Origin of the sequence: Halostagnicola larsenii XH-48 (assembly GCF_000517625.1) — an archaeon.
Lineage (GTDB): Archaea > Halobacteriota > Halobacteria > Halobacteriales > Natrialbaceae > Halostagnicola > Halostagnicola larsenii.
Window position 1 is genome coordinate 12,985 of sequence record NZ_CP007057.1, and the last position, 25,293, is coordinate 38,277.

Genomic DNA, 25,293 nt, shown 5'->3' on the forward strand with positions numbered 1-25,293 from the left:
GTCCAGTTCTGACAGCCTACGCTCGGTGAACGGAATCGAACGCCGCCAAATCCAAGAGTTCGAAATCGGAGTAACCAAGCAAGTGAATCGCTTGAGGGCGAGTCAAAAGATATTCATCCGAAATCAAGCGCTACCTCTGACGTTTACCTCGGATGGGGTGCTTCACTCATCCATAGATTTATCGCGGCCCAGTAGCACCCAATGTAACTCTTCTTTCCCATCGGGATGCCGTTCACGCGTGACGTGATAGGCGTACGGACCATGAGGACAGTCTTCGCAATCATTCCCACAAGGTTGTCGTTTCACCACTTCTGTATACCCAGGATGCTCAGTTATTTCCACGATCTCCTCCCCCGGAAACGGTTCGATCTGTAGTAGTGGTGCATTGTGAGTGTGGAGTAACTCTTGGGCGTAAATGATCGTTTCTCGAAGGTCGTGGATGTCCATCTCCTGTAAGGTTGTAGCGACGTCGCCGGGGAGGTCAGTGGGTGGACTTGGCGTATCCGATGGATCACTCATGGTAGAAAATTGGTGATGACACCACATATATCTCAGGATGCATAGACCAGACTACGGTCTGTGATTGAATGGTGAGAGTGACAAAGGATTGTAGGACTCGTCTTCTTTAGAGGATGGGGTTTTCTCCGTAACTTGCCGTAAGGCCGCGGGTATCAATCAAACCGCCCCAACTGAGACTTGAGGCCCTAATTCGTCTCTTCCAAAGCGGTATATTTTCACCGGAGACGCGACAAAACCGAGATGATGTACATTATCATCGTGGGTGCGGGCGATATTGGTATCCCGCTGATTGATATTGCGACCCAATCAGGAAACGAGGTCGTCGTTATCGAGAACGATCCCAAACGCGCGGATCATGCCGCTGGTGAATATGATTGTTTGATCCTCAACGATGACGCCACGGCCCACGAAGCGCTCATCGATGCCGGGATCGGGAAAGCTGATGCGCTTATCAGTACGACTGATCGGGACGCGACCAACATCATGGTGTGTCTGCTCGCACAGGAACACGATGTTCCCGCAATCGTCTCGGTCGTTCACGACCCTGAACATATGAACGTGTTCCGCCAGATCGGGGTCAACACAATGGAGAACCCGCAGGAACTCATCGCCGAATACCTGTATCGGTCAGTGGCGCGCCCGGCAATCGTTGACTACATGCGAATCGGCGAGCAGGCGGAAGTGTTCGAAATCACGGTAAGTGAAAACGCACCAATCGCTGGAAAGACGATCTTCGAGGCAGCAGATGAGGGGGTCCTCCCTGACGATGTCCTGATCGTTGCGATCGAACGCGAAGGACAAGATCCTCCGCTAACCCCACAGGGAGATACGAAGATCCATACTGGGGATCTACTGACGGTCTATTCGGGATTCGGTGCCACGCCGGAACTCACAGACGTATTCGGGCACCAGAAAGATCAGACGAAATAACGCTCGAAATGCCCGCCTACCCACACGTACCTGCCCGCTGTGACGCTCACCGAGACGGCGTAACCGAGTATGGACATTTCGACGTGTATATGCATCCTGAGGAGGCAGTTGGCGATAGATGAACGGAGCGGTAGAAACGATCGGGCGGGATCTTGGACGAATATTCCAGGCATTGGCTGGGTTATTGTTCGTTTCCGTACTCGTCTCACTCATTTGGGGCGAGTACTGGACAATACCCGCATTGTTGGTCTCCGGAGTGCTGCCGTTTGCTATCGGTTACGTTTTGACATCGCGGTTCAGTGGTGCGGCTCAGCCTGGGAAACTACACGGGATGATCATCGCCGCGATGGGATGGTTCTGCGTCGCACTCTTCGGCTCGCTGCCGTTCTTCCTTATCTCATGGACGGCTGAACTCGCGCCTGCAGCACTCGGAATACCGGCACAGACGTCGACGCTCGCAGCGTTCACCGATCCGCTCAATGCTGTATTCGAGAGCATGAGCGGTTTTACTGGGACCGGATTAACGATGACGGACAACGAGGAGGTCTTGCCGCGAACGCTGCAGTGGTGGCGGTCGTTCACCGAGTGGGTTGGCGGTGTTGGCGTGATCGTCCTCACGACGGCGATTCTCGCGCGCCCCGGAAGCGGTTCGTTAACTCTCTATGAAAGCGAAGCCCGCTCCGAACGAATTCATCCCAGTATTGTCTCGACAGTACAGACGATCTGGTGGATCTTCCTGCTGTTTACATTTGTCTCGATCTTACTGCTGTGGGCTGTTGGCATGCCGATCTGGGGGGCGATCAATCATGGGATGACGGGCCTTTCGACCGGCGGATTTTCGATCACGGACAACTCGATTGCCACCTACGATAGTGCCGCTATCGACTTCGCACTCCTGCCAGTCATGTTGCTCGGCAGTATCGCGTTTCCGGTCCACTATCTCATCTTACAAGGAGACCTTCGAAACTTCTATACGGACCTCCAGACTCGGTGGGTGTTTATTTACATGGGCATTGGAACGATCGTCCTCTCCGGAATAATCTATGCCACTGAGACGTACGACACGCTGTTTTCGGCGTTTCGCTACGGCTCATTTCAGTTCGTTTCAGCGGCGACCTGTGCCGGCTTCCAAACCGCCGTCGACACGACTAACGTGGCACTTGGTCGGTGGCCGGCGCAAGCACAGCTCACAGTGGTCTTCGGAATGATCGTTGGTGGCGCAGCCGGATCGACAGCCGGCGGAATCAAACTGGTTCGGTCGCTCACGCTGTTGAAGGGCATCCGTTTTCGTATCTCCGAGGTGTTCTATCCCGACTCAGCTGTCCGACGGCTGAAAATCAACGGTCGGCGCCTCAACGAACAGGAAGTCCGGCAGGAGTTCGAAGAAGCAGCGATCATCGGCTTCCTCTGGTTCGTCTTTCTCGCCATCGGTACCTTTGTCCTCCTCTTGATCCTCCCACAGGGTGAGTACGCCCTCGAGAACGTGATCTTCGAGGTTGCCAGCGCTCAGGGCAACGTCGGTCTTTCTGCGGGCATCACTGGTCCAGAATCGCTCCCGACGCCCGGTAAAATCATGTTCCTGTTCAATATGTGGATTGGACGGCTTGAAATCATTCCCGTGCTCGTTACGTTACGGACGATTTTCGACCGTGGAGGGCTGTACCGATGAGAATCGGTGACCTCCCGAACGTCGGCGATCCCTTCGAGGGCGGGGCTGAAGATCAGGTGTTCGACTCGCTGTTACTTCTTGGCCCGATTATCATCGTCCTCATCGCCATCGTCGGACGATCGGCGCTTACGACGATCATTACAGTCGCGTATCTCTCGAGTTTTGTTGGCTACGTCCTGTATCGGGGGGCTCATAGGGGCTCGTGAAACTGGTTAGAAGTAGGTAACCAATGCCTCTGAGAGAAAACAGTCATTTGAGCCAAAAATCTATAGATGGAAGCGAATTCAGAGTAGCTAGCAGCGGTGATGCCTGCGACGGGGACAGCAATTATGAATCCGATGACGGCACTCGACTCGATCATCGCAACAGCGGCCCCGGACAGCGAGAAGATGCCCGCTGCAATTATCGCTCCCAGTCCAATGGCGAACGCGATTTTGAAATCCAGTGTTCGTGTGTGTTCTACCATCGAGCCTTATATTGATGCTGGTTTAATAAATTTTAAACCCATAATATAATATGAAAGCTGCGATCATTCGTTATTGTGAATCGTTGACTATCAAGTCATCTCTCGAGAGAATAATCCACAATCATTATACGAAATCCACCATCAACTTCATCGAAGTAGCCCCGATCTCGTAGTTGGATCAGTGTGTAGGTGGCATCTTCAGGTTCGAAGATCTGATTCGAACGAGGGTTTCAGGAATGTCTGCATCAGGTGGAAATGTCGGCCGGTTCGGTGGGTGTTGTCGGTTCAGGGAGCGAGGTCTGAGCCGCTCTGCGACGGCGAAACCAACGGAAAATAGTTCCAGGAAGCAACTTGACAGCGAGATTGCGTGCTCGAATGCCGACGCTTGATTGCACCAACCCGAGCATTCCGAGCCGGTGGGATTCGGACCGAATCCTGTCCGCTCTCGGTTTTCGCTTGGTTTCGAACTCCTCAAACGCTGTCGTGGGACCGTCTTGCATGTCCAGCGCGTGCACCAACGCAAGTGCGTCCTCGATGGCCTGTGCCGCCCCCTGACCTGCGAACGGTAACATCCCATGGGCTGCGTCTCCGGCAATAACAACCGATCCACAAGACCATGTCTCTAAGGAGGGGATGTCCCTGAGGCCAGTGACGAAGACTTCGTCAGCATCAAGAGAACCGACCACGGTGGGAATCGGCTCCGGATAGTCGGCGTATCGGTTACGAAGCGCCGCAATTGTGTCCACAGGGCCAGTCGAATCGGCTGGTGCGGGTCCGGGTGCTGTTGCGAACCAGTAGAACCGATCAGCGTCGATTGGTGCTCCGCCAGTGTAGGTCCCGTTCCCCCAAATTTCGACTCCCTGAGAACGGTATGCCTCGGGTAGGTCGACTGTGGTGACAGCTCGGTAGACGATACTCTCCAGTGCTTGCGGTTCGATACCCGCAGCGATCACGTCTCGGACCGAGGAGTCGATGCCGTCAGCCCCGATAAGGATATCCGGCTGAATGTGCGTTCCGTCGGCGAATCGAGCCATCGGTGGGTCGGTGTTGCAGACTGTTTCACACGCCATTCCAGTGCGAATCTCGATATCGAGTTCTTCGAGGAGTATTCGCTGGAGTTCGGCACGGTGGATCGCGACGAACCCGTACCCGAACTGGCTCCGCTCGACCTGATTAAGATCGAATCGATTGAGAACGCGACCGCTAGAGGAACGAATCAGACTGTCGCTGAGGGGGACCCCTGCAGTGCGGATACGGTCGGCTATCCCGAGTCGATCGAAGACGAGGAGCGCATTCGTCTGTAGTAACAGTCCAGCACCAATGGGCCGATATTCGGACGCGGCTTCGTAGACTGTCGGCGTCCAGCCTCGTTGCTCGAACGCGAGGGCCGTGGTAAGACCACAGATGCCGCCACCGACGATCGCAACCTCAGGTTTCGCTCGCACCATCAGTATCTCAGTCCTGACTCGGCCATGACAAATTGAACACCTAGCGTCATTACTACTCTATTGGACCGGACAGCCATTCGGGAAGGCTTCATACCTCTCGATTCGAGGAGAGTCATGAAACGTCGACTGCTGAATATTTACACGTCTTTATCAGGTACCACGGATAATCGTACACTAATGCGGTATCTCACGATCCATATTCGGCCGGCTGATAATGGAGCGTTTCATCCGCTTGCAGAACAGCTCGTGGACGAGCCGTCGATCACTCGAGAAGCGATTCGCAACGTCGAGCTATTGGCCAATGGGACCATCCTGTTATTCGCCGAGGGAAGCGGCGACCGGGAGCGGTATGAGGAGATAATGGAAAACTCGAAGTTCGTCATCGATTATCTCGTGTCCGGCGAGGATCGATGGATGGCAGTCAGTCAGTTTGAACCGACCGACCTGACTCGTCGGATGCTGAAACGACAACGTGAGTCGGATCTCATCATCGAGACGCCGATCTACTTCAACGCTGATGGATCGTTCCAAGTGTCGTACTTGGGGACCGACTCGGCCTTTCAGGAATTTGTCCAAGACAGTGGAGAACAACTCCCAGTTACGTTCGAAGTCATCGAAACGGGTGAGTACAAACCTGACGAAGCATCGTTCACACGGCTGTTAACGACTCGCCAGCAGGAGGTACTTGAGACGGCCGTCAAAGCAGGATACTACAGCATTCCCCGGGAGTCGACGCTTGATGACGTGGCAGCGATAGTCGGAATCGCCCCCACGACCGTTGGTGACCATCTCCGCAAAGTCGAAGAGCGCGTATTCGAGACCCTCGTTCATTGAGACGAGCGGATCGGAGTCGGTATCTCTCCTCACGGCATTCGATCGCATGCAGCCATCTAACCAACGATCAATTCAGCTGGGGGGTGCATTCTTTGTAGTAATTCTCGCTCGACCCTGACCTAATATCGCTTGGAATCTCTCGAGGATTGGTTCAGGGGATACTTCTATTCGTCGTGTGGGGGTTCGAGACGATAGTACTGTAAATGCGGTCGTCAGACGCAGTCTAATGAGCAGCAAAATCGTGTACGATTTTGCGACGGCGCTGAACGTCTTGCAACGCGGCTTTTCTGAATTACGGCCGGAATGTCTCGAAGACACGTCTGTGGAGACTGTCACCGCTACGGGCACCGATGATTTTCAGCGCGTGTCTGCAAGTAACCCCGTCGAAACAGGAGTTTCGGAGTTGTTCGAGAGACCTTCGCTCTCTCGGACGACCTCGCCTTCGTCGGGCGACGCCCGACTGCCTAAGGGACCGAAGTTCCCTCTCTGTTTACGGCAAGGAGGATGTCACATTAGCACGCTGTTTTTGACAGGTAACGGTGGGATCGATTGTTGCTCCAATAACTACTCGACCTGTACTGAACGGCAACTACGACTGCAAACAGGGCGTATTCAGGACGCGTTTCGCTCGAAATCAGTCATCTGAGCCAGGAGCTGATCGGTGGTTGTCTGTCGGTTCGGGCTGTAACTGGCGGACGAGATTCAAATGCATCAAGTGTAGGTGCATTCCGATTCCGTACAGGATGGTACCCAATCCGACGAACGTAAGCGGCATAAGTATCGACTCGATCGCTTGTGATGGGCTCTCAAGATTTGCGGGAAGGACGACACCAATGGCTAACAGAAACGCAATTAGTATAATCATCAATCCTATACGGACTGCGCGGGAGTATTTTCCGATCTGTTGAATGCGCTCTTCAATCTCCTCTCGGGAGGGCGGTGCTGTCTCGCGAGCCATAGCGTATGATTCTCATCGTACAGGCTCATCTAAAATTGATGCCGGCAATACGCTGGTAGCGAAAACAAAAGGGGTTGTGGACGGGCAGGTTGGGTGCGGGTTCTACGCCGGCATCACCTTCCGGCAGGACTCGGCACACTCGCGAAACACGTCGGAACAGACCTGACAGTGTTCTTCATCGTGTTGTTCGCACTCGTCTGTACACTCTTCGCATGCACCAGCACAGGCTTCTGCAAGTTGCGTGCTGTAGTTCGAGTTCCGCGCCATGAAGGGTGCATCCATCGCCGTGAGATCGGCGACATCTCGACAGAGACGGAGGCAAAGACTTCTAGTACACTTCAAATAACGTGACTATATACTAAAATAGATTAAATATTTGAAGTGGTAAAATTTCTCACCTATATTTATAATATATATTCAAAAATGGATATCAATGGGTGTGTGGTCCACTCGTGATGGATCATGTCACGACCTGAAAGCGACTCCGAATCGGAGCGCAGTTTTATAAGCAATGCTCGTCGTCGGTTCCTCAAGACGGCTGGAGTGGCGGGAGCGGCCCTCGGTACCGGAGCAATAGGAGCTAATACCGCCTTCGGCGATTCACACGACGACGATGACGATGATGAGGAAGGGGTCGTTGAAGACCTCGAGGGGCAGCTACCGATTGATGACCAATATCTTCGGATTGCCGTCAAAGCAGCGGGCCAAGCGGCACAACTCCACCAAAATTACTTTGGGTCCATCGAACAGTCAGAGGAGAAAGACCCACAGAATCTTCTTACAGAGGTTGACACGGAAGCGGAGACGCTCCTTCGCGAGACCATCGAAGACGAACTCGGTGATGACTTCGAAGAGGAAGGCCATGCGATATACGGCGAAGAGCAAGGCGGCGGTGAGGGAGCGTACAATTACCTCTGGATGCTTGACCCCCTCGACGGGACGACGAACTTCATCCAGGAGATTCCACATTTCGGCGTCAACATCGCTGTCATAAAAAATGATGGCGAGGAAGATGAGACCGATACGGAGTATCCTGGAGAACTGTATGCTGGTGTAACGTACTATTCGCTTCGAGATGAGGTCTGGGTGGCTGTCAAAGACAACGGTGCGTACAAATTCGAGAGTGATGGTTTCGACCTTGTAGCTGAGGACTCTGAGCCAGAACAACTCACAGTCACTGAGACGGATACCTTCTCAGATGCGCTTCACGGCGTGGGGTTCTATAGCAAAGATACTGCCGACGATTTCGGTTATATGGGTCTCTGGAGATACCTCTTTGCGGATTCGATAGGGACGCGACTGAGCGGAGCGGCCGCACCGGATATCGCGTTTGTTGCCGATGGCCAGTTTGACACGTGCTCCGTTGCTGATCTTAAGGAAGTAGATGTCGCACCTGGAGCACTGATCGTCCGAGAGGCGGGCGGAACAGTAACCGACTTTGAGGGTAACGATGATCTTGATGCTATCCTCTCTGGGGATCTCGTCGCTACAAATAGTATACTCCATGAAAACTACCTAACCCTCTACGATGCAGCTGGGAAAGACTGGCTCACCACGCCCGTCGACACATTGATTGGAAAGGTGGATGGAATTCTGGACAGATCTTCGACACAACGCCAGGAGAAGACCAACTAACAATCGGGTATCCGTCTCTATTTTCTCTCATATCGTACTGTATTACACAGTGAAAATTCGAGGCGAAAGCCTCGCTCTTTAGGGCGGGGATGAAGCCGACCAATAGTATGCAACCTCCGACGACGGCATAGACCCGGTTTCAACATAACCGCTAAGCCGTTAGGCTATGATAGTATGCACAGATGGTAAAGAGTACCCGTCACGCGAAATACGAACTCTACTACCACATAGTGTTCGTGCCGAAATCTCGCGGAATCTTCGATTCCGCTGACCTCGCGGAACAGGGTTCCGCTCAGTATCGGCGTTCGCGCTTGACGGAGAAGACGAAGGAACGTCTCGAAACCATCTTCGCGGAAATCTGTGAGGATAAGGGCCTCGAACTGGCCGAGTGCGAGGTTATGCCCAACCACGTACACCTGTTCATCGGGAGTCCACCGAAGAACGCCCCGTCCCTCATCGTCAACTGGGTCAAGGGCATCTCGGCGCGGAAGTATAATCAGCAGTATGACGACCGCGTGAAGTGGACCCGTTCCTACTACGTCGGAACAGCGGGAAGTGCCTCGAAGGGCGCTGTCGAACACTACATCGCTGAACAGGAGGGTGACGACGAATGAAGCGCGTCAACACCTTCGAGGTCGTTCCACAGTCCGAGAACGACAAAGAGTGTCTCCTACGGCTACTCGACGCTTCCGCCTCCCTGTGAAACGAACTGACCTACGAACGCTGTCAGAACTACTTCGGAGACGGCGATGTGTGGGACACCTCTGAGTACCGAGGGCGCTACAACGGCGTCGTCGGAAGCGCAACTGTCCAACAGGTCACGCGCAAGAACAGCGAAGCGTGGCGGTCGTTCTTCGCCCTCAAGGAGAAAGGCGAGTGCGCCAACCCGCCGTCGTACTGGGGAAACGAGGAGGACGGACGCGAACTCCGTACCTACATCCGATGCAACCAGTACACGATTCAGTGGAGCAAGCGTAGTCGTCTCGAAATCCCTGTGGGGCAAGAACTGAAAGACGAATACGGACTCGGCTACCACGAACGACTCCGCCTCGAAGTCCGAGGCAACCCGAAGTGGGACGGCAAACAGGGTCGTCTGGAACTTGAATACGACGAGGTGAGCGACACGTTCAGGGCTTTCCAACCAGTCACCGTCCCTGATTCTCGACTGGATTCACCACTGGCTTCTCACGAAGCCGCCCTCGACGTTGGCGCGAACAACCTCGTCGCCTGTTCCACGACTACTGGGAACCAGTACCTCTACGACGGTCGGGAGTTGTTCGGACGGTTCCGCGAGACGACCGACGAGATCGCCCGCCTACAGTCGAAACTCCGAGAGGGACGCTACTCCTCGAAACGGATTCGACGGCTGTACCGACAGCGAACGAAGCGCCGTGACCACGCACAGAACGCGCTGGTGCGCGCCCTCGTTGAACGGCTGTACGACGAGGGCGTGGCGACGGTGTACGTGGGTGATTTGACCGACATCTTGGAAACGCACTGGTCGGTCAGGGTGAACGAGAAGACGCACAACTTCTGGGCGTTCAAGAAGTTCGTCCACCGTCTCGCGTGCGTCTGTGAGGAGTACGGTATCAGCCTCGAAGCCGAGTCGGAAGCGTGGACGAGTCAAACGTGCCCCGAGTGTGGCGACCACGACGCGACGATTCGCCACGGGGAGACGCTGACGTGTCCGTGTGGGTTCGAGGGGCACGCTGACCTCACGGCGTCAGAGACGTTCCTTCGAGAAAACAGCGATTGCGAAGTCAGGCCGATGGCACGGCCCGTGCGATTCGAGTGGGACGACCACGGTTGGTCGGGGAAACCACACCCTCATGAAAGTCCCAAAGAAGTGCGCACGAACCCGCAAGTTGCCTCCGTGGGTCGGTAGCCGAAACCCCAACGGTGGAATCCTCGTGCTTTAGCGCGGGGAGGATGTCAAACAGTGAAAATTGGATTGTGCGTTCAATCGCCACGAAGAAACTCTCGATGATAACTGTGTAGTGACCGTTTCCATCGAGCAAAGTCTCAGAAGCGGCATCGAGGAGTCGACACGCCTTCCGCAGTTGAAGGACATCTGAATCGGAAACGTACTTGAGGCCGACCTTAGGATTCTCCGGTCTTCGTTGAAATGCGTCTTCGGCGTTTGCCAGCGCCTCCTCGAGTTCTGTCGAGGTCATTTTCTACCCCGAAACTGTCACGTTTCACTCGCCGAAGCGTCTCGCTCTCGAGAAGGGAAATTCCCTCCTGGAAAACTGGTTGGAGGTCCGCTCCCCGATTGCGAGCACTCTCGGGTGACTCGACGAAGACCTCGAACTCGTATCGATCGCCGCTGCTCGATTCTTCTTCGAGGTCCCGAAGGTCGTCTGAGACGGTTCGCTGCGCAGGTACCGCCTCCGTGTCGTCGACGAGAACGAACACGTCGATACCGCTCGTGCGATCAGCCTCGCCGCGTGCGACACTCCCGAAACAGAGGACCTTGGCGATCAACGATCGTAGATATATTTCCCTTCACCGTTCTCGGAATAGTTATATCTCTATGCCCAATAATTCCGATATGTACGATCTGACTGCGTTTCAGCGTGACGTCCTGTATACGATCGCCGGCCAAGACGAGCCCCACGGGCTGGCGATCAAGGACGAACTCGACAACTATTACGAGCGAAATATCAACCACGGCCACCTGTACCCCAACCTCGACGAAGTCGTCGACAAAGGCCTCGTCGAAAAAGGCGAACTCGATCAGCGGACGAATTACTACACGATCACCGCCCGCGGCGAGCGCGAACTCGAGGCCCGACGCGAGTGGGAAGACGAACACGTCGGCGAGTTATTCGAAGAATCCGAGTAGAGGACCTCGTTTGGGTGCTCACCGTGGAGGTCGATGAGTGCACGAACCTCACCTTCAGTGACCGTTCTGTTGCATAATGACGAACTGGTTGTTAACTAACTTCGATATCTCTCAACGAGATTCTACTTTTCATTGCCGATCACGATGTGGGTCCCCGATACTGAGACTCCCTGTTGTGTTCTCACTTTCGTCTGTCGATACTCAAATGTAGATTATAGTACTTTGAAGTATGATTATCCGATCAGCCATCGCGAGCCCCTCTTCCATGCATATACGTCGTTTCCTCGGATGACACGATTGACCGAATCGAACGGAGTCACCCGTTTCGAACCGAACAGCGTCGACATTTCCACACAAAATATTCACAGACACATTATAAATATCCATCATGAACCGGCGAACGATGCTCGGTGTGGCGGGAACGGTCGGAAGTTCGATGCTGGGTGGGTGCCTCAGTCTCGTCGATGGTGCTACCGGTAGCAATTTCGATTCGGCGGATGTACAGACGGAAATCTCAGGAATCACATCGGACCGGCTGTTCGTGCTCGCTCACACCGATCGGCACGAGTCCCATCTGTACGCGTTCGACGTCACGAACGGCGAGCGAGACCTGGTGTCGGAATCGCTCGAGCACCCGGACGAGGAGTCCGATCCGTTCGTAGCCGCCCGCGACGGAGTGGTGTATGCCGGCACAGACCGACTTCGCGCCCTCGAGGCGGCGACCGGCAGCGACCGCTGGAGTGTGACGGTCGACGGTGGCCCGATCCGGTCGATGACCGTCGTCGAAGCGAACGGGGCGGGAGATCACACTGTGTTCGTCCGTACCGGCAAGAACCGACTCGCCAGTATTGGCTCGAGTGGCGAGCAAACGTGGGAGCAGTCCGTCGATGGGACGATCCAAAACTATCTGGTGGACGAGTTCGTGTTCGTGGCGACGGACGAGGGGATTTTCGCGCTAGATCGGCGGAACGACTCCTAATTCGCCTCGCTATTGACCGCTGCAGTACTGCGCGCCGAGAACATGGCGCTACTGCTGGCCATAATCGGGGCCGGAACGATGGATGGTATCCACGCTCCAACTGATGCACTGTTCGAACCTCTGGCTTCGAACGTCACGGATCGACGTGGAATCGAATGTGCGTCACGCCCGCGGAATCGATCACTCGCGTTCGTTCGAGGTCGATCCCGTCGGTATCCGACCGCTCGAACAGCCGGATGCCGTCACCGAGTAGTACCGGGACGAGGTGGATCTCGAGTTCGTCGAGCAGCCCCGCCTCGAGGCACTGCCGGATCGTACTCCCGCCACCGGCAATCGAGATGTCCCCGTCGCCAGCGGCCTCCGTCGCTCGTTCGACGGCGCTTTCAATCCCATCCGTGACGAAGGTGAACGTCGTGCCACCTTTCATCTCGAGGGGCTCTCTGGAGTGGTTGGTGAGGACGAATACCGGCACGCCGAAGGGCGGGTTTTCGCCCCAGTGTCCCTCGTAGGGGTCCGCTTCCCACGGGCCCTCGCCGTTGTCGAACATTCGTCGCCCCATCACGACCGCACCGATGTTTTCGTTTGATTCGGCGAGCACCTCGTCGTCCCGGCCAGTCTTCCCGCCCTCGAGGCCGTGGGCTGTCCGCCAGCTATCGAGTTCGTAAACCCACTCGTGGAGGCGTTCGCCGCCGTCGCCCAGCGGGTTTTCGCGGCTGTCGTTCGGGCCGCCGACGAAGCCGTCGATCGACGTCGAGATGTCCGCTACGACTCTTGTCATGTTACTTCCTTCCTCCGTTCGCTCCATCGCCTCGGAGGTAATCCGCGAGCTTTTCGAGGGTCTGCTTCGCGCCACCATCGGCGCCGAATTCCATGGCTTCCTCGAGGTCCCTTGCCGACGGGAAGCGCATCTCCATGGTGAGTACCGTCTCATCTGTGGCTTCTTTCTCGAAGGTCACTGTCACCTCGAACTGCTCGGGGTCGTCTGGCGATCCCTGCGTATACGCAAGGCGCTCCGGTCGCTCGACCTCGTCGTAGGTGATCCGGTTCGAGAACTCCTCCCCTTTCGGACCGATCATCTCGAACTCCCAGACGCCGCCCGATTGTACGTCCATCTCATCGGTCTTCGTCGTGAAGCCGTTCGGTCCCCACCAGCTGTCGACCTGGTCGGGATTCGTCCAAGCGTCGAACACCCGATCTCGCGGGGCGTCGAAGGTTCGCCGGATAGTCATTTGCCGTTCGCTCGTTTCGATCTCCGCTTCGTCTGCTGTGTTTTCGGTCATTGTCCGCCCTCGTTCTCAGAGTGCACCCTCCAGTTTGGCGAGCGCGCTCGATCAGCCCTCGTCGGAGGATTCCCGGCAGGGGCCGACTCTCGTTCGTCGGTCGTCTCCACTTCGACCTCGGAACCGTCGTCAGAGGCACCCGTCATCGGTCATTGAACCAGTTGGTCCATACCCCTCGAAGAGCGTAGCGACGGTGTACCGGGTCATGGTTCACGCTCGGACCGATCGGTCCAGGTAGCCCTCGAGCTTCTCGAAGCTCATGGTCCAGCCGACCTCCATGCCGCTGAGGTCCTCCTCGACGGCCGGCGTCGCCGTGACTACCTCCGCCTCCAGAGTGAGGTGGGTCCGATCGCCGTCGGCTTCGAAGGTGACCGTGTTGTGCGTTTCGAGCTTCGCCTCGCCATCCTCGTCCTCGAACGCCCGACTGAGAAACACCATGTGCGCCGGTTCCTCGACCTCGAGGAACTCGCCGGTGCCCGGATAGATGGTGCCGTCGGGGCCTTCCATGTCGACGTGGAACGCGCCACCGGGGCGTGCGTCTATCTCGCAGTCGGGAACGGTAAACTCCGCTGGGCCCCACCACTCGGCCAGTTGTTCGGGATCGGTCCAGGCCGCCCATACCGCCTCTCGGGGTGCATCGAAGGTCCGGTTGATCGTCGTGTCGTACTCGCTCGGGTCGAATTCGGTTTCGTCCGTCATCTGTCTGAATCTCTTCGGTGTCCGCTTCGTTCGTTTCCCCTCGAGGTTCTGGTCGGCCAGTTCGACGACTCTTCGGTCATCGCTCTGGTACCTCCTCGACCTCGAGGTCGGTGTTGCGTTCGTACGGTTTGGCGGTCGGGATCGTCTCGCCTCCCTGAACGTCGGTCATTCACCCTCGAGCACCTCCGCCAACCGATCGAGCATGTTCGCCCAGCCCGCCGCGGCGCCGTCGGGTACCGAACCCGGGAATTCCTGGGTGATCACGACTTCCGTGCCCCCGTCGACGTCCCTGAACTCGTACGTCAACCGAAGGTCGCCCGCATCGGTCTCTTCGCCCGAAACGAGACGCTCCTCCTCGACCACGTCGACGTAGTGACCCTCGTTTTCGATTCGCCTCTCGCCGTCCGTCCAGTGGATACTCATCTCGCCGCCGGCCTCGAGTTCGTTGGCGCGAACCGATGCCGTCATTCCCTCGGGAACGAACCACTGTTCCAGCTCGTCGGAGTCGGTGAACGCTCGCCAGACGCGTTCGCGGGGCGCGTCGAAGGTTCGGCTGATCGTCAGTTGATCGGTGTGCGCTTCGGATTCGATTTCGGTGTTCGCCGTTTCGTCTGTCATTGGTCTGCTCCTTCTAGATGGTCCTCAAGTGCGTCGAATCGATCCTCCCAGAAGACGCGGTACCGGGTGAGCCACCCGAAGGCGTTGCTCAGCGGAGCACCATCGAGATGACACCGGCGCACGCGTCCATCCTTTTCTACATCGATTAGCTCCGCATCTTCGAGCACCTGCAAATGCTTCGAGACCGCTGCCAGGGACATGTCGTGAGGTTCGGCCAGGTCGCCGACGCTTTTCGGACCGCCAGCTAACTGCTCGATGAGTTCCCTTCGCGTCGGGTGAGCGAGCGCTCCGAAGACCGCGTCGAGATCGAGGTCATCCGACTCTTGTTCAACCATCCAGTTGAATATATGCGGCACTCTTATTTAACCCTTTAGTTGAATGGTGTGGCTGGCAGTTCGTTTGGGGAAGGACAGACCGGATATCGACAGTCAGCAGCCCTGTCCAATTCGAACTGAGATGGTTGTCACTTCCTGAGCGCTGAAGGGTGTTCTCCCAATTGAGCGTCCATCGTCGAGAATTGTCACGTTCGGGGGATCGCCCACTCGAGAAACAGCATTTCGTCCTCGAGCACGTTGGCCTCGTCGATAATCGCGACGATGTGATCGTCGGTCTCGCGAAATGCCTCGATGAACGCACTAGCTGCAGTCCCATCTCGCGAGAGGTGGTTTCCAATACTCGAGTCTTGCGCGAGTCCGTGCAACACCTCGGTTTTCGACGAACCCGCCATACAATTCCAGTAGGCCCTTCGAACGCCTAACGACTCTTGTCGAAGCTTTCGAACGACGTACTTCGTGAGCGTCGTTTTCTCAGATCCCGATGGCCTCGAAAATGAGGCTATGCTCGCCACTAACGCCCTGCGTGAACGGTTCTAAGGTAGTGGCAAGCTGGCTAATTTGTCCTTCTCTGTGCTCGAGATTTCGAGGACGTAGGTCGTCTCGAGCGCTCGAGCGTTGGCAATCATTTCCAATAGATAATATACTCTGAGTCGTCATACGATGATTCCAGCCCCGCCTGAATTTCTTGGTTTGAAGGTATTTCAAAAATAAGGATTCCGGAAACGGTTGAATTCGGAGGTACACGTTCGCTACTATAGATTTCTTGATTCTCAAATTCACCCCGGAAATCTGGTTTTTCCATTATCGGGTCAATTGCTAAATCATACAACTCTCCATCTTCCCCTTTTACGAAAAACTCGTCTGCATCTGGCAAATGCTGAATCGTGTTACCTGTATTTCCACATGTCAATTCAACAATTACGAATTCATCTTCGTTTTCGGGCTCATACGTAGCTACCTCTGCGCCCCATCTATCTATATTTTTACACGAATCTTGAATATGGATCTTATTTATCGTGATTTTATCGTCTGTTGCCGTAGTCACCGATTCAGAAGCTGACAATTCGAGTGGTTGTCCAATTACAGAAGATTCAACGCCAGAGCCACGCACATCAACGCTTTCGCTTGAATCTAATTTGATTATGCCTTCTCCTAAATCATGCTTATCAGTAGTCCATGAGTATGTTTTCGATTCCCCTGGTCCAAGATCCACCTGTATATACTCTATTTCAGAACCAAACTCTATTGCAGCCTCACCCTGACCAGATTCTCCACCCTCATTTGCTACTTTCAATTCAACATCAAATAACTCGTATATCCCAACTTCAGCAGGTGCTTCAATACCTTGAACCATCAAATCTGCAGGTCCTGTATTAGTGTCGTCGGAATCACCGGAACCAAGACATCCGGCGAAAGCAACAGTACACCCACTAATCAACAGTTGGCGTCGCCTCGAGGTACGACAACGGGAGTTCTACCCCAGTGATTCCCGCGTTCTTCTTGCTCACGGAGAAAAACGCGTTCGCAGTCGTCGAAAACGATCGACGAGATGGCTACCGGATGCTCAGCAAAGGCTCTGTCCACGATCAAGATACCGTCTACGAGGATCTCGACGACTGGTGTGAACAGCACGGCTATCTCGAACAGTAGCTCTGGAAAGTAGTCGGGCTCTTTCTTTAGAATCGCTTTGAGAATGAACCGAGTGATTCGGCGACTACAGGTGCGAACTGAACGCTCAGAAACCAACCAAATGGCGTAGGTTTTCAAATGTTTGTAGCGGGTCTCACAGTTATTTTGTCAGGACATCCGAGGCATATAGTGCCCCATCGACACGGATCTGTCCGTCGTGGGTCACAGTAATCTGATGATCGAGATACCGAAAGGTAAAGCTCCACTCAGTTCCGTCTTGTTCAGCCAATTGTTCTAATACCTCAGGATCGATATACTTGTACAGTGAATCGAGATCCGCTGGGTCCACTCCATCTGCAGCGGCTACCGCCTCAATTACGTTCGTAACCATTCTATCAGTTCGTGTCATCATCAGTCATCCTTCGAAAAATCTTACAATTGTTAATCAACGAGTCAGGGATCTCGTCTATGGAGTCAACCACTGTCCCGATAATGAACGCTGGTTCTTCGAAATTGGGTCCACGCTGCACACAGAACGGGTCCTTCTCCCACCGAACGTACCCAACTTCGGCGAGCTTCGGAAGATGGTGATGGCGTAACTGGATGGCTAACGTCTCAGAATCCATCGACTGATTAGGGGACGCTGCAGCCTCGAGCAACGAAAGTCGGCGCTCTTGGGGTTCCTTCAGCAACGAACGGATGATTTCTCGTCGGGGCTCGGCGGATAGTACTTCGAACATTTGATCCCATTGTCCAGCCCAGTCCCGCTCGCCAGATGGATCCATGGCCATATTCCGACTATTTGTCTCGATCCACCATTATTGTTGGGAGATGCCAGATAATAACGAGAATTAACCCGTTATGCTCTGCTGGACTCATTCTCTCCCTCTCTATTCGCATACCCTTCTTGATGGATACAATAGATATTCCTAATCCGGGTGTTACCTCCTTGCCCTGTACTTGCCGTTTGTCAGGTAGCCACGGGGAAGTATGAGAACTGTTTTATGGCACTCTGAAATCGCATTCTAAGCTCCCCGCCGAGTTTATTGCCTCCCCGGAGGGGTGAGACGTTCAGAAATGACTGTAATTGACCAGAGAGGCGAACAACGCAATGTGTGGTTGTACAGATCGATTGAGTGCTGTAGCCATGGTCTGATTCCAGCACCCTCGACGGTACTGGTTTGTGTATATACTACGAACGTACAAGCGTATGTCTGAAGGCGAGCCCAACAACGGTGATCCTGAGATTGAGCGGATCAACCTTCAAATTTCCCAGTCATTCCGCGAAGTCATCGATGAGACGTGGCGCGAGCGCGGATTCAACAGCCGTAGTGAGTTTATCCGTTACGCATTGCGGGAGTCAGTGAATCATCCAGAAGGTGCTGGGTTCTGGAAAGACCTAGCAATCAGTGAGGCGCAGTTTGATGACGGTAAAAGCCGCTCGAGCGAGGAAATCAAAGCAGCATATGGGTCCGACGACGAGTGACGACGATTGGGAGTGTGGGCATTTTCGTCTCGAGCGGAAGACCAACTTGCGCAGTTACCTACAGAAACACAGGACCGCATCAATCACTAAACTGACAAACGCCAGCGGAGGTGCTAAACTAGACAGTGCCCTCGGTGACAAAGGGTACGACGATCAGAAAATTAGGCGTCTTGCTTGTCAATACGAGGTTCGTCCACTGATCAAGCATCGTGAATTCACGTCACTTCACCGGGCATGGAACGCACGCTTGGACGCTGACCTCTACGGACAACGGAATCAATCAGAGACAGTCAACTCAACGCTCAAGCGGAAGTACGGTGCGTTCGTTCGCTCACGACGGTGGTGGAAGCAGTTCCGTGAACTCACTATCGCCTGTCTCAGTCACAATATCGACCGATCACTCTGAGCAGTCAATACAGAGGGTGTATCCAGCACGCAGTTGTGGTTCTCTCCGAAATTATCTCGTTGACTACTCGGCCAGTTAAATTGCGGAGTAGTCGATAGAATTTATGATATTTTCATTTCAAACCTGAAGATTTTTCATCATACAGATCTACATCTTCTGCTTCAGGCTCTAAGTAGTTCACGTGGCGGACGTATGGACCGTTCGATGTACTCGGGTCAAGATATCGTGAGGATTGTCGATTAGCTATCGAGTCTCCGTATGGCCCAGAATGCACACACCACCATGAAAACTGCAGCACCAGCCGCAAGTGCAAATCCGATTCTGTATCCAGTCTCCGTGTAGACACGCGCTCCGTTGATCGTTTCCCCTGTCCAGAATGTATCGAGCATGGTCCCAAACAGTATCGGAAAGACTGCCGCACCGAACCAGCCCATTGAGTTTATCGCTCCAATGGCGGTCCCAGCGGCGGCCGGATCGAACCGCTCTTTGATAACGGTGAATGTAAGCGCCCCACTACCGCCCATAAACCGTACGGTGAAAAACAGCGCCCCGACTAAGAGGAGGTTTGCTGTCCCGAAAACAGCAAACGTCACCCAAATGAGAGTGATGACTAGGACTGAACCGAGAACCAACGGCATACGCGTTTCCAACCGATCCGAGACAACTCCAAAGACTATCGGTCCGAACACCCAGCCGATCCCGGCAACGAGAACATATGATGATGCAGAGGTAACAGTCAAACCATACGACTGCACGAGGTACGGGATTCCCCAGAGGCCGAAGATCGTGAAATCCACGCCGATTCCACAGAATAGAAACAGTCCGAGGAGCCAGGTCACGGGCGTCTGGAGGACGTGAAAGAGATTCGATTTGATGTCGGCAATACTCAGGGTGGGGGCAGGCGGGACGCCATCGATTTGGGAAAGTCCGGCATCCATCGGGGTATTACGAACCGCGGTATACACAAATATCGCAGTGAGAATCCCAATAACCCCGATTCCAAATATTGATTCGCGCCATCCGATTTGACTCACAGCGATCGCCAACGGAGTCGTTGCGAGTATTCCACCCAGAGCACCGACGGTGAGCGTCAGCCCGGACAACGTCGCAAATTCGTTCGCTCGAAACCAGTTCGCACAGAATCGGAGTACCGCCAGATACAGCACGCTCGCACCAAGTCCGATGAGCGCCCTCGCAGCGAGTGCAACGGTATAAGTGGGACTGACAGCGAACACCATTGCCCCGACACTCATAACAAGTGTGCCATACACTGCCGTCTTTCGTGACCCGGCGTAATCAGTGATGATTCCCGCGGGAAGTTGGAGCGCAGCATAGAGATAGAAGAACGACGAGTGCAGGAGCCCCAACTCAGTACCGGTCGTCTCGAACGTCCTTACGAGGACTTCCGCGAGCACGCCCATCGAGGTACGGTGGAGCCCAACGGAGAGAAACGCGAGAGACAGGGCGGCCCACCCCAACCACCGACGGTAGATGGATCTGTCCACATCGCAGAGAGGGTCGATTGCACCTCCGAATGGACCGAATCTGAATCCTCGCTCATCTGCCCCCAGCGGCTTCGCCTCGTAACGTCAGGCAGACACTCTGGAGGTGGGCGACAAGTTCCCCGTCCGGTCCGGTGACATCACACGTGACCAGACCCACGGTTCGTCCTGCATCCATGACTTGCCCCGTCGCAGTGAGCGGCTTCTCCCAGACGGGCCGCCGGAACTTGACGTCCAATTCGAGCGTCGTGAACGACTCATCGTCGCCGAGAGTGCTCCCATAGGCAGCACCCATCGCTAAATCCCCGATATCACAGAGAACGCCACCGTGGAGCGTCCCCATCGGATTGGCGTGTTCCGGACCGGGTTCGATAGTAACGACTGCTTCACCATCGCCAAACGATTCGATCTGGAACCCGAGTAACTCTGCGATCGGCGGATTCGTTTCCAGCGGATTTGAGTCAGGACCTTTGTCTCCATCTTCACGGTTCGTATAGGTCTCGATGGACTCTTGTATCTGCACGTGGTCGGTAGCGAGAGCCGCGAGGGTTTCTGCGACCGTCTCGTCGTCATCCTCCAATTGCTCAGCCACGTCAGTGGGAAGTTCTACCTCCAGGCTTCGGGTGTCAGTTTCGTTCACGCCCTATTGACTAGAGGGAAGCCCAGTAATTCTTTACTTGCGTATGCGCAACTCTAACTTCGGAAATTGCATTTATACGCCCCTAAGAGATCTGTAACACCGGGTCATAGGCTGCGCATGCGCGAATATATTCTTTCAGCTAGGTATAAACGAGGCGCTGATTCGCTCATGGACGTGTTCATCTCGTATCCAGAGCTCGTCGGCCGTTCGCTCCGGATTGCCGGATCGAGTGCGGGTCTCTGGCGTGTTGACCGGTTCGTCGGACCGGAGGACGCGCTTGACGAAGTAGAGCGGGTGATAACGGATCGCTCGGTGTGCAACGAGTGCCTCGGTGAACATCCTGATTGCACTATCGAGGGAGAGTACGAGGTGGTTGAAGACACGAGAGGAAGTCGGTACATTTACACGTATACATCCGGCGGGAGGTACTGCCATTCAGTACCTTTTTTCACCGCGCAGATAGTCGGTGATGGGGCATTGTTCGACGCGCGACGAAGTGAGAACGTGTACGAGTGGCGAGTCCTACTCCCGGGTGAAACGAAGGGCGGTGAGATTTTCGACCAGCTACAGAACGGGCTCCCGAAAGGCGTCGATATCTCGCTGAGTCAGGTAGGGTCCCCGTCGGCCTGGCCGAGCGCGGAACTCTCACAGAAGAACCTCCCGTACGACCAGCGCCAGGCCATCGAGGTAGCTGTTGAGTGTGGGTACTACGGAACGCCGCGAGAGGCATCGCTGGGTGACGTGGCTGCTGCACTAGATCTTCCGAAATCGACACTTCGGTACCGGCTCCGCAGAGCGGAAGAGTGGCTGACGAACACGGTATTTAGTGGATCCACGCACGATACGGACGAGGTATAATCCTGGGGGTCAGAGTCGATCTGTGTTGTAATTGTACGAATCGGTAGATCAAATCTTCATACCGATCGATTCCTCTATCCCCTGTATTGACCACAACGTCTCACTCTATTACATTGAGTTCCGAACAGGCTTCAGCTAACGGCTTTATGAACTACTGATTCTTAGGAACACTCAAGTTGATCTGATCCGTGCCGTTCCATCCATATCTCTAGTCCTCGAAAAACTGGCGTGAGATCGTTTACCATTTCTGTTTCTTCGTATTCTACTCGTGGAGGAATTTCGTCGTACTGTGTACGTTCAAGAAATCCAACTTCGACAAGTTCATCGAGTCGTCGAGAGAGTGTATTCGGCGAAAGTTCGAGCGAATCTTGGAGTTCGCCGAAACGGATCGACTGTTTGTCTGTAGTGACAATTTCATTGAGGATTGCTAAGGTATGTGCCTTCCCAAGAAGTGAGAAGAGCGTACTCTCATCAACCCCTTCACCCCGTTTTGACCCTTGACTTCCTTTGCCCTCGCTCATAGCACCACTACGAAATTCGTAGTAATAGCTGTTCCGAAGAAGAGTATCCTCAGTTGAGGATACTACAGGAGGAGCGAGCCACGTACTTCAGGTTTCAATTGAGACGAGTATGGATTGATAAGTTGATTCCCTCACTTCCACTCTCGGTAGTAGCAACCAGACTCCTAACTTGGTAGCTTTTCACGTCCCCACTCATAGGTTGGAACGGGAGACAATTGATGAAAATCGGAATGATTGGCGCAGGGAATGTCGGGAGTACAGCCGCTCAGAACTTCGTTGATGCAGGCCACGAGGTTATGATTAGCAATTCTCGGGGGCCAGAAACACTCACCGATCTCGTTGACGATCTGGGAAGCAACGCTCATGCGGGGACCGTCTCTGAAGCAGCCGATTTCGGCGAAGTCGTCATGGAGGCGATTCCGTTCAATGCATACAAATCCCTCCCTGCGGACACTCTCAGTGATAAGATCGTTATCAGTGCCTCAAATTATTATCCGGGACGTGACGGACTAACCGACGTAGGGAAGACACATACGGACCTCATTGCGGATCATCTCGAAGACTCAAGAGTCATCAAGGCATTCAATTCTATCTATTGGGAAAACCTCCGAGACGGGCAACGGCTTGAGGCCGATCCGGATGATCGTTTTGCGATATTTATCGCTGGGGATGATGATGAGGCGAAAAGTGTAGTTTCGAGTCTTATCGAGGATATTGGATTCACTCCTGTGGATACAGGTCTACTTACTGAGGGAGGCCGTCACATAGAACCAGGTTCGCCGATCTATACTGGCTCACTGACCGCGAGTGAGGCACGGACACGGTTAGCGGCACTCAAAGCAACTGTGGCTGCATATGAAAACGGCTATTACAGCCCCTCGCAGGAAGTCACAATCCAAGAACTAGCTAATGAATTAGACATGAGTGAAGAGTCTCTCTCAGAATATCTTCATCGGGGGACAGAACAACTCATCAGTCAATATCTTAAGTCATTCCCCTTTAGTTAAGACTCACAAGCTCTACGGTTGAAGTCTATGCCGTCATGGGATTCACCAGAGCCGAACTGGCCAATGAACTGAATATGAGTGAATGGTCAATCCCGTAATATCTTCGGCAAGGAACGGAGCAACTCATCAATCAATATCTTGATTGAGAACCTATTTCCAGCTACTAATAATCAGTTATTATCCAACTTTAACAACTATCGGACAGGTGGATGGCTACTCCGGTAACGCTTTCACTGTACTTACCGCGGAATGTTGAGCCACCGCTTGATTTCACCCTCCTAAGGATCTCCGCTAGCCGCGGTTATCACGATCCCACCATCTGTAACAGTTTCTCTGGAGCGTTCAGCCGCGTGGTTTCTGCAGATCCGTCCTTCCATGAGCGCGGCGCGCGCTCTACGCGCCGCAAGATTCCCCTGCCTCCTTAGGGGCACCTACGGAGGGATGCCTGCTAGTCGTGGTCGATACTCCGATACCTGAAACGCCGGATTTCGACGACGCGATTCGATCATCGATTCGGCGGCGGCCCGCGAAGGCCCGGGTTGGTCGTTCGATCCTGCATTCGTCGCATCCGCGCCCGAAGTTGGGGACTGCTCCCGGGGGCGGTAAACGAGGAGTCCGAGGTGTCTGATCCGGGAGCGTTCAGTGAGTCGATCGTCTCGAGAGACAGTGGAAACCGTCGTATGTCTTTGTTGATCGCGATTCCCGCATACGCACCGTCACCGATCGCGATCGCGGTCTGATTTTGGCCGTGGGTAACGTCTCCCACTGCGTACACTCCCTTGACGCTCGTCTCACGGCGCTCGTCGACGTCGATCGCCCCGTCGTCCGTCAGGTCACATTCGAGTGATTCGGCGAGCGCGGTATTGTACGTCATCCCGTACATCGCAAACCCGCCGAGGTAGTCGCGAGTCGTCCCGTCAGTAAAGGTGAGTCCGCCGAATCGGTCGTCGTCCGCGTCGGCGGTGTACGTTTCGACGACCTTCGGTTCGACGCGCTCGATTGGGTGAGCGCGTAGCTGTTCGTCGGTGTCGTCGTCCCACTGGGGGTCACGCCCGTCGAGCAGGAGGTCGACATCGTCGGTGAAGTTGAGCATCGTCATCGCGGCGTGTGCCGCATCGTCGTCGTGGCCGAGGACGTACACCGAGCCATCGCCGAGTGCGTACGCATCACAGTGCAGACAGTAGTACAACCCGCGACCGGTGAATTCTCGAAGCCCCGGTACATCGGGGCTGTGATCGCGAAACCCGGTCGCCAGCACGACTCGTTTCGATTCGACCGTCGCGTGGGCGGCCTCGAGGCGAAAGGGATAGTCGCCCTCGACCGTGTCGATGTTCTCGACGATGTCCAGGTAGATATCTCCGCCGTACGTCTCGACCTGCTCGAGCGCGTGGGAAGCCAGTTCTCGACCGGAGACGTCCGGCGAAATTCCCAACACGTTGTGTACGTGGTTGACCGTCGCGTGACGGCCCCCCTCGCCCTCGAATACGGCAGTTCGGTGGCCCAGACGCGTCGTATACAGCGCGGTGGTCAGGCCGGCGGGTCCGCCGCCGACGACGACGACCTCGTATCGCGGACAAGTGCTAGCTGACATTCGATCTCGTCCTATAACGGCGAGGGTGTTGATCGTATGCCGTGCATGTGCGGCTGTCCGGATCGCAGACATTTCCTAGCGGCAACGACGATCCACGATCGCAAACGAAGTGTTCGACGCAATTGACGAAGAACTCGGACGAGGACCCAGCCCTGTATGCGATGCTCTACTCGAGCAACGGCAGCAATTTTTCGAACACGCTGCCGGTGATGAGGATCTGCGAGACGTATCTAACCTCGATGCTGGCGAAAAAACGAGCACCTCGAGCTCGCCGGCTACGAGAACCTCATCATGCTGGCACGGAAACTCGATCTCCCGATGGACGTTCGCCACTCTCGACGATAACCTTGAGGAGGAACAGCAGACGAAAAAGCAACTCGAGGCGATGGCAGACGATTCAGCCGTCCGGAAGTCATTGCAAGACTAGCCGCATCGCCG

Annotated in this window: 30 protein-coding genes and 5 pseudogenes; 16 read left to right on the forward strand and 19 right to left on the reverse strand. The window is 54.7% G+C overall.

The window, feature by feature from the left end:
* Nucleotides 1-162: 162 nt before the first annotated feature.
* Nucleotides 163-519 carry a hypothetical protein gene (locus HALLA_RS20145; RefSeq protein ID WP_084569081.1) on the reverse strand — a complete coding sequence of 119 codons (357 nt, stop codon included), beginning with the start codon at nt 517-519 and terminating at the stop codon, nt 163-165.
* 243 nt (nt 520-762) lie between these two features.
* Between HALLA_RS20145 and HALLA_RS16460 the strand changes: the two genes are divergently transcribed.
* The 3 genes from HALLA_RS16460 to HALLA_RS16470 all read left to right on the forward strand — a co-directional run bounded on the left by HALLA_RS16460 (nt 763) and on the right by HALLA_RS16470 (nt 3,324).
* Entirely contained in the window at nt 763-1,449 is a 687-nt protein-coding gene (locus tag HALLA_RS16460) for a potassium channel family protein (protein ID WP_049954917.1), read from the forward strand.
* Nucleotides 1,450-1,567: 118 nt separating this feature from the next.
* Nucleotides 1,568-3,118 carry a TrkH family potassium uptake protein gene (locus HALLA_RS16465; RefSeq protein WP_049954610.1) on the forward strand — a complete coding sequence of 517 codons (1,551 nt, stop codon included), beginning with the start codon at nt 1,568-1,570 and terminating at the stop codon, nt 3,116-3,118.
* Complete coding sequence (locus HALLA_RS16470) at nt 3,115-3,324, forward strand: hypothetical protein (protein ID WP_049954611.1); 210 nt, start codon at nt 3,115-3,117, stop codon at nt 3,322-3,324. The genes HALLA_RS16465 and HALLA_RS16470 overlap by 4 nt, the downstream gene beginning before the upstream one ends.
* A gap of 62 nt (nt 3,325-3,386) precedes the next feature.
* Here HALLA_RS16470 and HALLA_RS16475 read toward each other — a convergent pair.
* Together HALLA_RS16475 and HALLA_RS16480 are read right to left on the reverse strand one after the other, a co-directional pair.
* Nucleotides 3,387-3,584 (reverse strand): annotated as a pseudogene (locus tag HALLA_RS16475) (hypothetical protein); the annotation flags it as partial.
* A 245-nt stretch (nt 3,585-3,829) separates the two neighbouring features.
* Nucleotides 3,830-5,032: an FAD-dependent oxidoreductase gene (locus HALLA_RS16480; protein WP_049954613.1), complete on the reverse strand. Its 1,203-nt coding sequence runs from the start codon at nt 5,030-5,032 to the stop codon at nt 3,830-3,832.
* Nucleotides 5,033-5,209: 177 nt separating this feature from the next.
* On the opposite strand from HALLA_RS16480, the gene HALLA_RS16485 reads away from it, so the two are divergent.
* Nucleotides 5,210-5,866: a helix-turn-helix domain-containing protein gene (locus HALLA_RS16485; RefSeq protein ID WP_049954614.1), complete on the forward strand. Its 657-nt coding sequence runs from the start codon at nt 5,210-5,212 to the stop codon at nt 5,864-5,866.
* 247 nt (nt 5,867-6,113) lie between these two features.
* Nucleotides 6,114-6,334: pseudogene (locus HALLA_RS21415) on the forward strand (hypothetical protein); the annotation flags it as partial.
* A 166-nt stretch (nt 6,335-6,500) separates the two neighbouring features.
* On the opposite strand, the gene HALLA_RS21720 reads toward HALLA_RS21415, so the two are convergent.
* Together HALLA_RS21720 and HALLA_RS21420 are read right to left on the reverse strand one after the other, a co-directional pair.
* Nucleotides 6,501-6,824, reverse strand: coding sequence for a hypothetical protein (locus tag HALLA_RS21720; RefSeq protein ID WP_049954615.1), 324 nt, complete (start codon nt 6,822-6,824; stop codon nt 6,501-6,503).
* Between the two features lie 102 nt (nt 6,825-6,926).
* Nucleotides 6,927-7,145, reverse strand: a pseudogene (locus HALLA_RS21420) (four-helix bundle copper-binding protein); the annotation flags it as partial.
* A gap of 141 nt (nt 7,146-7,286) precedes the next feature.
* On the opposite strand from HALLA_RS21420, the gene HALLA_RS16500 reads away from it, so the two are divergent.
* From HALLA_RS16500 to HALLA_RS16510, 3 genes and pseudogenes are all read left to right on the forward strand, one after another.
* Entirely contained in the window at nt 7,287-8,459 is a 1,173-nt protein-coding gene (locus tag HALLA_RS16500; RefSeq protein WP_049954616.1) for an inositol monophosphatase family protein, read from the forward strand.
* A 182-nt stretch (nt 8,460-8,641) separates the two neighbouring features.
* Nucleotides 8,642-9,073: an IS200/IS605 family transposase gene (gene tnpA, locus HALLA_RS16505; protein ID WP_049954617.1), complete on the forward strand. Its 432-nt coding sequence runs from the start codon at nt 8,642-8,644 to the stop codon at nt 9,071-9,073.
* Nucleotides 9,070-10,344 (forward strand): annotated as a pseudogene (locus HALLA_RS16510) (RNA-guided endonuclease InsQ/TnpB family protein). The gene tnpA and the pseudogene HALLA_RS16510 overlap by 4 nt, the downstream one beginning before the upstream one ends.
* A 215-nt stretch (nt 10,345-10,559) precedes the next feature.
* Here the strand turns inward: HALLA_RS16510 and HALLA_RS16515 are convergent.
* Entirely contained in the window at nt 10,560-10,943 is a 384-nt protein-coding gene (locus tag HALLA_RS16515; protein WP_242406239.1) for a nucleotidyltransferase domain-containing protein, read from the reverse strand.
* Nucleotides 10,944-11,010: 67 nt separating this feature from the next.
* On the opposite strand from HALLA_RS16515, the gene HALLA_RS16520 reads away from it, so the two are divergent.
* Entirely contained in the window at nt 11,011-11,304 is a 294-nt protein-coding gene (locus HALLA_RS16520) for a PadR family transcriptional regulator (protein WP_049954618.1), read from the forward strand.
* A gap of 388 nt (nt 11,305-11,692) precedes the next feature.
* Nucleotides 11,693-12,283, forward strand: a complete 591-nt coding sequence (locus HALLA_RS16525; protein WP_049954619.1) for an outer membrane protein assembly factor BamB family protein — start codon at nt 11,693-11,695, stop codon at nt 12,281-12,283.
* Nucleotides 12,284-12,416: 133 nt separating this feature from the next.
* On the opposite strand, the gene HALLA_RS16530 is transcribed toward HALLA_RS16525, so the two are convergent.
* The 7 genes from HALLA_RS16530 to HALLA_RS20155 form a co-directional block, all read right to left on the reverse strand.
* Entirely contained in the window at nt 12,417-13,061 is a 645-nt protein-coding gene (locus HALLA_RS16530; RefSeq protein ID WP_049954620.1) for a dihydrofolate reductase family protein, read from the reverse strand.
* Between the two features lies 1 nt (nt 13,062).
* Nucleotides 13,063-13,563: an SRPBCC domain-containing protein gene (locus tag HALLA_RS16535; RefSeq protein WP_049954621.1), complete on the reverse strand. Its 501-nt coding sequence runs from the start codon at nt 13,561-13,563 to the stop codon at nt 13,063-13,065.
* Nucleotides 13,564-13,773: 210 nt separating this feature from the next.
* Entirely contained in the window at nt 13,774-14,262 is a 489-nt protein-coding gene (locus tag HALLA_RS16540; RefSeq protein WP_049954622.1) for an SRPBCC family protein, read from the reverse strand.
* Between the two features lie 165 nt (nt 14,263-14,427).
* Nucleotides 14,428-14,880 carry an SRPBCC family protein gene (locus HALLA_RS16545; protein ID WP_049954623.1) on the reverse strand — a complete coding sequence of 151 codons (453 nt, stop codon included), beginning with the start codon at nt 14,878-14,880 and terminating at the stop codon, nt 14,428-14,430.
* Nucleotides 14,877-15,215 (reverse strand): ArsR/SmtB family transcription factor, encoded by a 339-nt coding sequence (locus tag HALLA_RS16550; protein ID WP_049954624.1) that lies wholly within the window; start codon nt 15,213-15,215, stop codon nt 14,877-14,879. The genes HALLA_RS16545 and HALLA_RS16550 overlap by 4 nt, the downstream gene beginning before the upstream one ends.
* Before the next feature lie 185 nt (nt 15,216-15,400).
* Nucleotides 15,401-15,727: an ATP-binding protein gene (locus HALLA_RS21725; protein WP_339325762.1), complete on the reverse strand. Its 327-nt coding sequence runs from the start codon at nt 15,725-15,727 to the stop codon at nt 15,401-15,403.
* A 110-nt stretch (nt 15,728-15,837) separates the two neighbouring features.
* Nucleotides 15,838-16,569, reverse strand: a complete 732-nt coding sequence (locus HALLA_RS20155) for a DUF4352 domain-containing protein (RefSeq protein ID WP_084569083.1) — start codon at nt 16,567-16,569, stop codon at nt 15,838-15,840.
* A 128-nt stretch (nt 16,570-16,697) separates the two neighbouring features.
* Here HALLA_RS20155 and HALLA_RS20740 point away from each other — a divergent pair, with 128 nt between their 5' ends.
* Nucleotides 16,698-16,865 (forward strand): hypothetical protein, encoded by a 168-nt coding sequence (locus tag HALLA_RS20740; protein ID WP_157231421.1) that lies wholly within the window; start codon nt 16,698-16,700, stop codon nt 16,863-16,865.
* A gap of 139 nt (nt 16,866-17,004) precedes the next feature.
* On the opposite strand, the gene HALLA_RS16565 is transcribed toward HALLA_RS20740, so the two are convergent.
* Together HALLA_RS16565 and HALLA_RS21840 are read right to left on the reverse strand one after the other, a co-directional pair.
* Nucleotides 17,005-17,253, reverse strand: coding sequence for a HalOD1 output domain-containing protein (locus HALLA_RS16565; protein ID WP_049954918.1), 249 nt, complete (start codon nt 17,251-17,253; stop codon nt 17,005-17,007).
* Nucleotides 17,240-17,635 (reverse strand): DUF7344 domain-containing protein, encoded by a 396-nt coding sequence (locus HALLA_RS21840; protein ID WP_449272283.1) that lies wholly within the window; start codon nt 17,633-17,635, stop codon nt 17,240-17,242. Before HALLA_RS21840 ends, HALLA_RS16565 begins: the two co-directional genes overlap by 14 nt.
* A gap of 419 nt (nt 17,636-18,054) precedes the next feature.
* On the opposite strand from HALLA_RS21840, the gene HALLA_RS16575 reads away from it, so the two are divergent.
* Complete coding sequence (locus HALLA_RS16575) at nt 18,055-18,330, forward strand: ribbon-helix-helix domain-containing protein (protein WP_049954626.1); 276 nt, start codon at nt 18,055-18,057, stop codon at nt 18,328-18,330.
* Between the two features lie 118 nt (nt 18,331-18,448).
* Nucleotides 18,449-18,736 (forward strand): annotated as a pseudogene (locus HALLA_RS21730) (transposase); the annotation flags it as partial.
* A gap of 239 nt (nt 18,737-18,975) precedes the next feature.
* On the opposite strand, the gene HALLA_RS16580 reads toward HALLA_RS21730, so the two are convergent.
* A complete protein-coding gene (locus HALLA_RS16580; protein WP_277921495.1) occupies nt 18,976-20,241 on the reverse strand; it encodes an MFS transporter in 1,266 nt (421 codons plus the stop codon).
* A gap of 52 nt (nt 20,242-20,293) precedes the next feature.
* Nucleotides 20,294-20,878: a PaaI family thioesterase gene (locus tag HALLA_RS16585; RefSeq protein ID WP_084569084.1), complete on the reverse strand. Its 585-nt coding sequence runs from the start codon at nt 20,876-20,878 to the stop codon at nt 20,294-20,296.
* 117 nt (nt 20,879-20,995) lie between these two features.
* Between HALLA_RS16585 and HALLA_RS20165 the strand changes: the two genes are divergently transcribed.
* Nucleotides 20,996-21,736: a helix-turn-helix domain-containing protein gene (locus HALLA_RS20165; protein ID WP_084569085.1), complete on the forward strand. Its 741-nt coding sequence runs from the start codon at nt 20,996-20,998 to the stop codon at nt 21,734-21,736.
* Between the two features lie 161 nt (nt 21,737-21,897).
* On the opposite strand, the gene HALLA_RS20170 is transcribed toward HALLA_RS20165, so the two are convergent.
* A complete protein-coding gene (locus HALLA_RS20170) occupies nt 21,898-22,257 on the reverse strand; it encodes a winged helix-turn-helix transcriptional regulator (RefSeq protein WP_084569086.1) in 360 nt (119 codons plus the stop codon).
* A 218-nt stretch (nt 22,258-22,475) separates the two neighbouring features.
* Here HALLA_RS20170 and HALLA_RS16600 point away from each other — a divergent pair, with 218 nt between their 5' ends.
* A complete protein-coding gene (locus HALLA_RS16600; protein WP_049954631.1) occupies nt 22,476-23,264 on the forward strand; it encodes an NAD(P)-binding domain-containing protein in 789 nt (262 codons plus the stop codon).
* A 505-nt stretch (nt 23,265-23,769) separates the two neighbouring features.
* Here HALLA_RS16600 and HALLA_RS16605 read toward each other — a convergent pair.
* Complete coding sequence (locus HALLA_RS16605; RefSeq protein WP_049954632.1) at nt 23,770-24,855, reverse strand: NAD(P)/FAD-dependent oxidoreductase; 1,086 nt, start codon at nt 24,853-24,855, stop codon at nt 23,770-23,772.
* 109 nt (nt 24,856-24,964) lie between these two features.
* On the opposite strand from HALLA_RS16605, the gene HALLA_RS21770 reads away from it, so the two are divergent.
* Complete coding sequence (locus tag HALLA_RS21770; protein ID WP_049954633.1) at nt 24,965-25,282, forward strand: hypothetical protein; 318 nt, start codon at nt 24,965-24,967, stop codon at nt 25,280-25,282.
* The last annotated feature ends 11 nt before the right edge of the window (nt 25,283-25,293 follow it).

Coding starts and splice junctions, on each gene's coding strand:
- tnpA (WP_049954617.1), top strand. CDS start 8,642: ATGGTAAAGAGTACCCGTCACGCGAAATACGAACTCTACTACCACATA.
- HALLA_RS16535 (WP_049954621.1), bottom strand. CDS start 13,563: ATGACCGAAAACACAGCAGACGAAGCGGAGATCGAAACGAGCGAACGG.
- HALLA_RS16480 (WP_049954613.1), bottom strand. CDS start 5,032: ATGGTGCGAGCGAAACCTGAGGTTGCGATCGTCGGTGGCGGCATCTGT.
- HALLA_RS21840 (WP_449272283.1), bottom strand. CDS start 17,635: ATGGCCATGGATCCATCTGGCGAGCGGGACTGGGCTGGACAATGGGAT.
- HALLA_RS16525 (WP_049954619.1), top strand. CDS start 11,693: ATGAACCGGCGAACGATGCTCGGTGTGGCGGGAACGGTCGGAAGTTCG.
- HALLA_RS16540 (WP_049954622.1), bottom strand. CDS start 14,262: ATGACGGACGAAACCGAATTCGACCCGAGCGAGTACGACACGACGATC.
- HALLA_RS16500 (WP_049954616.1), top strand. CDS start 7,287: ATGTCACGACCTGAAAGCGACTCCGAATCGGAGCGCAGTTTTATAAGC.
- HALLA_RS20170 (WP_084569086.1), bottom strand. CDS start 22,257: ATGAGCGAGGGCAAAGGAAGTCAAGGGTCAAAACGGGGTGAAGGGGTT.
- HALLA_RS20145 (WP_084569081.1), bottom strand. CDS start 519: ATGAGTGATCCATCGGATACGCCAAGTCCACCCACTGACCTCCCCGGC.
- HALLA_RS20155 (WP_084569083.1), bottom strand. CDS start 16,569: ATGGTTCAAGGTATTGAAGCACCTGCTGAAGTTGGGATATACGAGTTA.
- HALLA_RS16545 (WP_049954623.1), bottom strand. CDS start 14,880: ATGACAGACGAAACGGCGAACACCGAAATCGAATCCGAAGCGCACACC.
- HALLA_RS16550 (WP_049954624.1), bottom strand. CDS start 15,215: ATGGTTGAACAAGAGTCGGATGACCTCGATCTCGACGCGGTCTTCGGA.
- HALLA_RS16520 (WP_049954618.1), top strand. CDS start 11,011: ATGTACGATCTGACTGCGTTTCAGCGTGACGTCCTGTATACGATCGCC.
- HALLA_RS21720 (WP_049954615.1), bottom strand. CDS start 6,824: ATGGCTCGCGAGACAGCACCGCCCTCCCGAGAGGAGATTGAAGAGCGC.
- HALLA_RS16605 (WP_049954632.1), bottom strand. CDS start 24,855: ATGTCAGCTAGCACTTGTCCGCGATACGAGGTCGTCGTCGTCGGCGGC.
- HALLA_RS16600 (WP_049954631.1), top strand. CDS start 22,476: ATGAAAATCGGAATGATTGGCGCAGGGAATGTCGGGAGTACAGCCGCT.
- HALLA_RS16530 (WP_049954620.1), bottom strand. CDS start 13,061: ATGACAAGAGTCGTAGCGGACATCTCGACGTCGATCGACGGCTTCGTC.
- HALLA_RS16575 (WP_049954626.1), top strand. CDS start 18,055: ATGTCTGAAGGCGAGCCCAACAACGGTGATCCTGAGATTGAGCGGATC.
- HALLA_RS16465 (WP_049954610.1), top strand. CDS start 1,568: ATGAACGGAGCGGTAGAAACGATCGGGCGGGATCTTGGACGAATATTC.
- HALLA_RS16460 (WP_049954917.1), top strand. CDS start 763: ATGTACATTATCATCGTGGGTGCGGGCGATATTGGTATCCCGCTGATT.
- HALLA_RS16485 (WP_049954614.1), top strand. CDS start 5,210: ATGCGGTATCTCACGATCCATATTCGGCCGGCTGATAATGGAGCGTTT.
- HALLA_RS20165 (WP_084569085.1), top strand. CDS start 20,996: ATGCGCGAATATATTCTTTCAGCTAGGTATAAACGAGGCGCTGATTCG.
- HALLA_RS16470 (WP_049954611.1), top strand. CDS start 3,115: ATGAGAATCGGTGACCTCCCGAACGTCGGCGATCCCTTCGAGGGCGGG.
- HALLA_RS16565 (WP_049954918.1), bottom strand. CDS start 17,253: ATGACACGAACTGATAGAATGGTTACGAACGTAATTGAGGCGGTAGCC.